Source organism: Bacillus sp. EU52, assembly GCF_037964975.1.
Lineage (GTDB): Bacteria > Bacillota > Bacilli > Bacillales > Bacillaceae > Bacillus > Bacillus subtilis.
Genome location: NZ_CP150177.1, coordinates 4,051,331 through 4,059,496 on the forward strand (window position 1 = coordinate 4,051,331; position 8,166 = coordinate 4,059,496).

The 8,166-nt window shown below is 42.2% G+C and carries 8 protein-coding genes; all 8 read right to left on the reverse strand.

What is annotated here, in order from left to right; translation table 11 throughout:
* Nucleotides 1–47: 47 nt before the first annotated feature.
* Nucleotides 48–899 carry a nucleoid occlusion protein gene (gene noc / locus NSU05_RS20845; protein ID WP_015250778.1) on the reverse strand — a complete coding sequence of 284 codons (852 nt, stop codon included), beginning with the start codon at nt 897–899 and terminating at the stop codon, nt 48–50.
* 121 nt (nt 900–1,020) lie between these two features.
* Entirely contained in the window at nt 1,021–1,740 is a 720-nt protein-coding gene (rsmG, locus tag NSU05_RS20850) for a 16S rRNA (guanine(527)-N(7))-methyltransferase RsmG (protein WP_038429974.1), read from the reverse strand.
* 13 nt (nt 1,741–1,753) lie between these two features.
* Entirely contained in the window at nt 1,754–3,640 is a 1,887-nt protein-coding gene (gene mnmG, locus NSU05_RS20855) for a tRNA uridine-5-carboxymethylaminomethyl(34) synthesis enzyme MnmG (RefSeq protein WP_003226825.1), read from the reverse strand.
* Between the two features lie 20 nt (nt 3,641–3,660).
* Nucleotides 3,661–5,040, reverse strand: a complete 1,380-nt coding sequence (gene mnmE, locus NSU05_RS20860) for a tRNA uridine-5-carboxymethylaminomethyl(34) synthesis GTPase MnmE (protein ID WP_014478576.1) — start codon at nt 5,038–5,040, stop codon at nt 3,661–3,663.
* A gap of 310 nt (nt 5,041–5,350) precedes the next feature.
* The gene (gene jag / locus NSU05_RS20865; protein WP_003243764.1) at nt 5,351–5,977 is read right to left on the reverse strand and encodes an RNA-binding cell elongation regulator Jag/EloR; all 627 of its coding nucleotides are present in this window, start codon (nt 5,975–5,977) and stop codon (nt 5,351–5,353) included.
* The gene (gene spoIIIJ / locus NSU05_RS20870; protein WP_010886648.1) at nt 5,974–6,759 is read right to left on the reverse strand and encodes a YidC family membrane integrase SpoIIIJ; all 786 of its coding nucleotides are present in this window, start codon (nt 6,757–6,759) and stop codon (nt 5,974–5,976) included. The genes jag and spoIIIJ overlap by 4 nt, the downstream gene beginning before the upstream one ends.
* Nucleotides 6,760–6,903: 144 nt before the next feature.
* Nucleotides 6,904–7,254 (reverse strand): ribonuclease P protein component, encoded by a 351-nt coding sequence (gene rnpA, locus NSU05_RS20875; protein WP_003242628.1) that lies wholly within the window; start codon nt 7,252–7,254, stop codon nt 6,904–6,906.
* Between the two features lie 151 nt (nt 7,255–7,405).
* Complete coding sequence (rpmH, locus tag NSU05_RS20880; RefSeq protein ID WP_003178075.1) at nt 7,406–7,540, reverse strand: 50S ribosomal protein L34; 135 nt, start codon at nt 7,538–7,540, stop codon at nt 7,406–7,408.
* Nucleotides 7,541–8,166: the final 626 nt, after the last annotated feature.

Consider the following 8,166-nt stretch of genomic DNA (forward strand, 5'->3'; position numbering starts at 1 on the left):
CCTTTTATGCAAAATATAAAAAGCTCTCCTGCTTTTCAGGAGAGCTTCTATTTTGGTATGCGAATCGTTAATTGAATATATTCTTCAAATTCTTCTTCTTCTGTATTCAATTTTACACCGCTGTCTTCCACCATTGATAGTGACTGGCGAATCGTGTTCATCGCAATTCTTGTATCTCTGCTGAATGCTTTGCGTCTCGGCTTTGGCTTTCTCTTGCCTTGCTCCAGCATTTTCACCACGCGGTCTTCCGTCTGCTTTACATTTAAACTTTTCTCAATAATCTCTGTGAGCAGTGTGACTTGGAGCTCAGGCTGTTTCAGCGGAATCAGCGCTCTGGCATGGCGCTCGGTGATTTTCTTCTCCATAATCGCCTCTTGGACCGGCTGAGGCAGCTTTAATAACCGAAGCTTATTCGCGATTGTAGACTGCCCTTTTCCTAAGCGCTGTGCGAGTGCCTCCTGTGTTAAATCATGCAGCTCAAGCAGCCTAGCATAAGCATGCGCTTCCTCAATAGAAGACAGTTCTTCCCGCTGCAAGTTTTCGATTAACGCCACAGAAGCGGTTTCCGTGTCGGAAAAATCCTTAATAATTGCCGGAATCTTTTCCCACTCAAGCGATTGCACCGCTCTCCAGCGTCTTTCACCTGCAATGAGTTCGTATTGGCCTTCTTCTTCTGTATGCCTAACAACAATCGGCTGAATAATGCCGTGTGTATGAATGGTCATTGCTAACTCTTTGATTTTTTCATCTGAGAAAATGGTGCGTGGCTGAAAACGGTTGGGAACGATAGCATTTACCGGTATTTCCAGAATCTCTTCTTTATTTGTATCATGTTCAGCAATCTCCGGCTCCTGTTCCTTCTCACCAAGCCCGAAGAAACGAGAGAATGAATGCTTCATGTACCTACACCACCTTTAAAAACTGCCATTTTTATAATTCTATTTTCTCATGGTTTTTCCTGCTGTACATCCATCAATTTTGATGAAAATATGATGGTATTGTCATATCAGGCTGTCTAAATTACCCTTCAATTGGCGATTTATTAGGAGTTCCCGGTTTTCTTGGATACTTCTTAGGTGTATTTTTTATTTTGCGTATCACCATAATATTACGATCGCTTTCTTCAATAGGCAGCTTAAAAGAATGGATATTCTCAAGTTCTCCTCCAAGCGTCGTGATTGCTTTTTTGCCTGCATTCAGTTCTTCTTCTGCTGATGCGGCTTTTAAAGCAACAAATAAACCGTTTTTCTTCACCAGAGGCAAGCAAAGCTCACTCAAAACAGATAATCTCGCAACTGCTCGCGCTGTCACAATATCATAGCTTTCACGCACGTCTTTCCGTTGCCCGAACGTTTCAGCTCTGTCATGGCAGAATGTTGTATTCTCCAATTGCAAAGCCTCAGATAACTTTTCTAAAAACGTGATCCGTTTGTTCAGTGAATCCACGATTGTGACATTGAGGTGCGGAAAGCATATTTTTATCGGCAGACTTGGAAAACCCGCTCCCGCTCCGACATCACAAATCGTGTTCACCTGATTGAATTCGACATAAAAAGCAGCTGTAATGGAATCATAAAAATGCTTTAAATACACTTCTTTTTTCTCTGTTATTGAAGTCAGATTGATTTTTTCGTTCCATTCAACCAGCATGTCGTAATACAGCTCAAATTGCTCTAGCTGACGGGGAGAAAGGGAGATCCCTTTTTCCGCCAAACCAGAAGTAAATTCTTCAATATTCATGCCGTCATCCTTTCTATTCGGCTATCTTCGCAATGCGTCCCTGCTCTAAATACACCAATAGAATTGAAATGTCCGCCGGGTTTACACCGGAAATGCGGGAAGCTTGGGCAACAGACAAAGGCCGTACATTTTTCAGTTTTTGACGCGCCTCGGTCGCAATCCCCTTAATTGCGTCATAATCAATTCGGTCTGGAATTTTTTTATTTTCCATCTTCTTCAGTTTTTCCACTTGCTGAAGAGATTTTTCAATATATCCTTCATATTTCACTTGGATTTCTACTTGTTCTGCCACGTCTTGAGGAACCGGCACTTCTGGCGGCGCCAGTTTTGTGACTGTTTCATAGTTCATTTCAGGACGTTTCATCAAGTCTGTGCCGCGAACTCCATCTTTCAATTCGCTTCCGCCAAGAGAACGGATATATTCTTGATTTTCCGGAGACGGCTTGATAATTACAGAATGAAGACGTTTTTTCTCCGCCTCGATCGCCGCTTTTTTCTTCTCAAAAGCCGCATAGCGCTCATCAGAAATCAATCCAATGCGGTGTCCGATTTCTGTCAGACGCAAATCAGCATTGTCATGGCGAAGCAGCAATCTGTATTCAGCACGTGATGTCAAAAGACGATATGGCTCATTGGTACCTTTTGTCACAAGGTCATCAATCAGAACACCAATATAGGCGTCAGAACGGCTTAGAATTACTTCTTCTTTTCCAAGCGCTTTTCGTCCTGCATTGATTCCCGCCATAATCCCTTGTCCCGCAGCTTCTTCATAACCGGATGTTCCGTTAATTTGGCCTGCAGTGTAAAGGTTTGTGATTTTTTTTGTTTCAAGTGTCGGCCAGAGCTGTGTCGGTACGATTGCATCATACTCGATCGCATAGCCGGCTCTCATCATTTGCACGTTTTCAAGTCCAGGAATCGTTGCAAGCATTCTTTGCTGTACGTCTTCTGGAAGACTTGTAGATAAACCTTGGACATAGACTTCCTGTGTATTTCTGCCTTCCGGCTCAAGGAAGATTTGGTGACGCGGTTTATCATTAAAACGGACAACTTTGTCTTCAATGGATGGGCAGTATCTTGGGCCCGTACCTTTGATCATACCGGAATACATCGGTGAACGGTGCAGGTTGCTGTCAATAATCTCATGTGTCTCAGGGCTTGTATATGTCAGCCAGCAAGGGAGCTGATCTGTGATATATTCCACTGTTTCATATGAGAAAGCGCGAGGCACATCGTCACCAGGCTGAATTTCCGTTTTACTGTAATCAATCGTGTCGCTTTTAACGCGAGGCGGCGTACCTGTTTTAAAACGAACAAGGTCAAAACCGAGTTCCTCCAAATGCTCAGAAAGCTTAATAGAAGGCTGCTGGTTATTCGGGCCGCTTGAGTAAGACAGATCGCCAAGAATGATACGTCCTCTTAAATATGTCCCTGTCGTCATGACAACTGCTTTCGCACGATAATGTGCGCCGGTTTGTGTAATAACGCCTCGGCATTCGCCGTCTTCAACGATCAGCCGCTCCACAATTCCTTGCAGCAATGTTAAGTTTGGTTCTTTTTCAAGCGTATTTTTCATTTCGTGCTGATATTGGAATTTGTCTGCTTGCGCACGCAATGCACGAACCGCAGGACCTTTTCCTGTATTCAGCATTCTCATTTGAATATGCGTTTTATCGATGTTTCTTCCCATTTCTCCGCCGAGCGCGTCAATTTCGCGGACGACAATCCCTTTTGCGGGGCCGCCGACAGACGGATTACATGGCATAAATGCAACCATATCTAGGTTGATGGTCAAGACAAGCGTTTTGGCGCCTTGGCGTGCAGATGCGAGGGCAGCCTCAACACCGGCATGCCCGGCGCCAATCACAATCACATCGTATTGGCCTGCTTCATACCCCATGATTCTAGTTCCTCCTTTAATTATTTTCCTAAACAGAATTGAGAAAAGAGCTGATCAATTAAGCTTTCGTGGACAGAATCTCCAATGATTTCCCCTAAAAGCTCCCAGCATCTTGTAAGGTCAATTTGCACCATATCGATCGGGACATCCTGTTCGATGCCGCTAAGCGCATCTTCAATGGCGCGTTTTGCTTGCTGTAAAATAGAGATGTGACGTGTGTTGCTGACATAAGTCAGATCACCGCTTTCAATGGCACCCGTGTAGAACAGTGATTGAATCGCTTCTTCCAGATCATTGATGCCTTCCTCTTTTAAAAGAGATGTCGTAACAACTGGACGTCCATTGGCAAGCTCACGGACACGTTCAGTGTCAATCTTCGCCTCAAGGTCAGTCTTATTCAAAATCACGATAACATCCATGCCCTCAACGGCTTCAAAAAGCTTCACGTCTTCTTCAGAAAGCTCTTCACTATAATTAAGCACAAGTAAAATCAGGTCCGCTTCCTTTAGAACCTGGCGAGAACGTTCAACACCGATTCGCTCAACAATATCCTCTGTTTCACGAATACCTGCTGTATCAACCAGACGAAGCGGGACGCCCCTTACATTCACGTATTCCTCAATCACATCCCGTGTCGTTCCGGGAATATCGGTTACAATGGCTTTTGCCTCATGAACGAGGCTGTTCAGAAGAGATGATTTTCCTACGTTTGGCCGGCCGATAATGACGGTAGAAAGACCTTCACGTAAGATTTTTCCTTGCTCAGAAGTCCTCAGCAACGCCTCAATTTCCTTTTTCACGGCGGTTGCCTTTTCGACTAAAATCTGATGCGTCATTTCCTCTACATCATCATACTCCGGATAATCGATATTCACCTCAACATGGGCCAGTGTTTCTAAAATCTCACTGCGCAAACGGCGCACCAAAGCAGAAAGACGCCCTTCCATTTGATTCATAGCAACGTTCATTGCCCGGTCCGTTTTCGCTCTGATTAAGTCCATAACCGCTTCCGCCTGTGAAAGATCGATACGCCCGTTTAAAAACGCACGTTTCGTAAATTCGCCAGGCTCTGCCAGTCTCGCTCCCTCTCTCAATGCGAGCTGAAGCACTTGGTTCACAGTCACAATTCCCCCGTGACAGTTTATCTCGATAACATCTTCCCGTGTAAAAGTTCTCGGCGCTTTTAACACTGATACCATTACTTCCTCAACGACACGATCCGAAGGTCTGTCTACGATATGACCATAATGAATCGTATGTGATTCGACCGAGCTGAGTGTTTTCCCCTTCGGTCCCTTATAAATTTTATCTGCGATTTGAATGGCTTCTGGTCCGCTCAACCGTACAATCGCAATCGCGCCTTCTCCCATCGGTGTGGAAATTGCCGCAATTGTATCCATGTTGTTCACCTCTCTTTACTTATACTTCATCTATATAAAAAAATTTTTATTATGCCAAAACTAAAAGATAACATAGTTTAGTTCGAAGTGGAAGATTTGTTATCCACAGAAATAGAAATTCGTCCCTTATTACTTTAACTTATCCACATGTGAATAACAATTAATTTTATTTCCTGAACTTCCTTTTTATCAACAGGATACACCTAAAAAGAAAAAACTTAAACGGCAAAACCTTGATATTACTAGGAAAAGTAGATTTTTCGGATACAAAAAAACCGAAATCCGATTTTTATCGGACTTCGGTTTTATGCTATCTTTTATGGGAAATAACGAGATGACGATTTTCGCCTTCACCCATTGAATATGTTTTGATCTGGTGGTTTGCATATCCAGAAAGAGTATCGTGAATAATTTTTCTTTCGCTGGACGGCATGGGCTCAAGCTGGATGGATTTTTTCGTTTTCAAAACCTGGTCAGCAAGCTTGATGGCCAGCTGGCTCAGTGTTTCTTTTCTTTTCAAACGATAGTTTTCTGCATCCACCGTCACATTTTTATATTGGCCTGGATAACGGTTAAGGGCAAGCTGTGTCAAAGTTTCAAGGGCGTTTAAGGTTTGTCCTCTTTTCCCAATCAACAATGCTGCCTTTTCACCTGTTATATGATATCTCACTGTCTTTTTGCTTTCTTGAACAGTCACATCAGACTTCCCGGCAATGGCTTCGGCAATCGTTTGAAGATATAACTTCGCTTGCTGAATCGGATCAATCTTTTCAACCAGCTTTACGATCGCAGGCTTTTTACCGAAAATACCGAGAAACCCTTTGTTTCCCTCTTCAATAACAGTAATTTCTACCTTATCCTTCGTTAATCCCAACTCTTGCAATCCGGACTGTACTGCTTCATCGACATTTCGCCCTGCAGCAGTCACATTCCTCACTTTTTCTTTCCTCCGGCTTTTTGCGGCTCAGGATTTTTTTTAATATCAGGTCCTTTAATGAGGAAAGTTTGCGCAATCATAAACAAGTTACCAACTACCCAATAAAGAGAAAGAGCCGCCGGGAAGTTGATCGCAAATACGATAATCATAATTGGCATAATCCAAAGCATCATCGCCATTTGCGGATTTTGCTGCGCATTGCCCGCCATCATCAGTTTTTGCTGAACAAATGTAGCAACACCAGCAACGATAGGAAGAATATAGTAAGGATCTTTTTCTCCTAAGTCAAACCATAAGAAGCTGTGCTCTGAAATCGCCTGTGTTCTCATGATCGCGTGATAGAATCCAATTAAAATCGGCATCTGGATCAAAATCGGGAAACATCCCGCCAATGGATTGACACCATGCTTTTGGAATAAAGCCATTGTTTCCTGCTGAAGCTTTTGCTGCGTTTTTTGATCCTTTGAGCTGTATTTTTCTTTAAGCTTTTGCATTTCCGGCTGTAAAGCCTGCATCGCTTTCGAACTTCTCAGCTGCTTAATCATCAGCGGTAAAATTAATAAACGAATTAAAATGGTAACTAGAATAATTGAAAGCCCGTAGTTATCTCCCGTCAATTTCGCTACATAAGTAATGAGCTCAGACAATGGATATACTACGTACTTGTCCCAGAAATGCGGACTATCTGCAGTGATCGGCTCTTTCACACTCGAGCATCCAGCCAAAAGCATGAATACGCCAACCATACTTAATAGCAACCCTATTCTCCTTTTCAACAACATTTCCTCCTATAATTAATCTTTACACTCTTTTATTGCAAAGCATACTTGTATGTATTTTAGCATCTTTCAGTTTTAAATGGTGTCTTTTTCTGATCAACCAGAAAGGAAGCGCTTTTAAAAGTTGTAAGAAAGCAGTGGTGATGCCTACTTTGACGAAGATTTCTTATATAATGAAGACTTTCTGAATAGATGCTGCAGACTTTTTTTCGTTTCCTCATATGTCAGCTGGCTCGCCGGTTTTCTGGCAATAATGATGTAATCCTTTTCCTTCAGTCTCTCTTTCTCTTCAAGAAAGGCCTGCCGAATCAAACGTTTGATCCGATTTCGCATCACAGCATTGCCAATTTTTTTGCTGACGGAAAGCCCGACACGCAGTTCATCATTTTCAGGCTGATCAAGCGTATATAAGACAAACTGGCGGTTTGCAACTGATGTCCCATGTTTAAACACTTTTTGAAAATCTTCATTTTTCTTTAAACGATTTCGCTTCTTCAAATGACTCACTCCGATACTGGCTGGCAGAAACTTTTAAAATTTATTATGAACATGAGATGCATCTGAACCAGGAAGCATGCCCCGGTTCATTACGCATCACATCTATCTTTTCCCATAACGTGAAAAAAGACCACTGACATTATTCAGTGGCCTAAGCTGATAATACTTTTCTGCCTTTGCGGCGACGGCGTGCTAAAACTAGACGACCGTTTTTTGAACTCATACGGCTTCTGAAGCCATGAACTTTGCTGCGTTTACGGTTATTCGGTTGGAATGTTCTTTTCATTTATGACACCTCCCTCGAGGAATAGCTGTTAAAGACAGTCTTACTTATTATATTTGCGTTACCTATTCATTGTCAACTTCACTAGTGCTTTTATTTCTTGCAACCATAATAGGATACCATACCTTTTCAACTTTCGAAACCTTATTTTTTAGATTCCTTAATTTTACGGAAAAAAGACAAATCCAAACAATTTGCCCCTAAAATCACGCATGTGGATATCTTTTTCGGCTTTTTTTAGTATCCACAGAGGTTATCGACAACATTTTCACATTACCAACCCCTGTGGACAAGGTTTTTTCAACAGGTTGTCCGCTTTGTGGATAAGATTGTGACAACCATTGCAAGCTCTCGTTTATTTTGGTATTATATTTGTGTTTTAACTCTTGATTACTAATCCTACCTTTCCTCTTTATCCACAAAGTGTGGATAAGTTGTGGATTGATTTCACACAGCTTGTGTAGAAGGTTGTCCACAAGTTGTGAAATTTGTCGAAAAGCTATTTATCTACTATATTATATGTTTTCAACATTTAATGTGTACGAATGGTAAGCGCCATTTGCTCTTTTTTTGTGTTCTATAACAGAGAAAGACGCCATTTTCTAAGAAAAGGAGGGACGTGCCGGAAG